Annotated in this window: 1 protein-coding gene; it reads left to right on the plus strand. The window is 26.3% G+C overall.

Translation table 11 applies throughout. The annotated features are described in order from the left end of the window. Nucleotides 1–769, plus strand: a 769-nt coding sequence (locus HCB45_RS15140) for a transglycosylase domain-containing protein (protein WP_185620454.1), incomplete at both ends; no start/stop codon positions are given.

Below are 769 nucleotides of genomic sequence, written 5' to 3' on the forward strand. Positions count from 1 at the left end.
GAATAATATAGATTTTAATTGGTTTTTGGAGGTTGATGTTGAAAAAATTAGTTATATTTTGAGTTTTATTGCTATATTAATTTTTGTTCTAGGTGTGAGCAGAGTTACTGCACAAAAGTTTAAAGTGAAGAGTGTGGATGAAGTAATTAAAAAATATTTTTCACCAAATCCAATATATAGAAGACCTCATAATGATTTTAGCCCTTGTTATTTTGAGATGATTAGTGATATGGAAGATAAGACTTATTTTAAAAGAAAACAGACATATAGTTTTTTATCATTTGAATTTATTTCTATTAAGAATAAGCAATTAAGTGGCAATACGAAGAGTTTAATGAAATATGCAAAGAAAGCTTATAAGTTTATAAAACGTTCTAAGAATATAAGAGGGTATTCGACTCTAGAGATGCAACTTATTAGAATATTATTTATTGAGGCTGGCTATAATAAAAAAATAGTACGAAAAATTTTTGAATTAGTTTATACAAAAATATTTTTGCAAAGCTTAAAAAATTTTTACGAAGCTAACGTATATGAGCATAGATCAGAGTACAAGAAGTATTTGTTATTTATTTATTTTAACAACACAAACACAAAAATTGCTGGGAAAAGTTTTCAAAGTATGAGAAATGTTTTTCCTAAAAAGGAAATAAAAGATTGGTCAAATGAAGAATTATTTGTAGTTTGTGCCGGACTTCCATATAGAGATTTCACAGCAGCGGAAGTTTTATCGGCTTATCAATATATCATAGAAAAATATGAGTTAGAT

The organism is Listeria farberi (genome assembly GCF_014229245.1).
Lineage (GTDB): Bacteria > Bacillota > Bacilli > Lactobacillales > Listeriaceae > Listeria > Listeria farberi.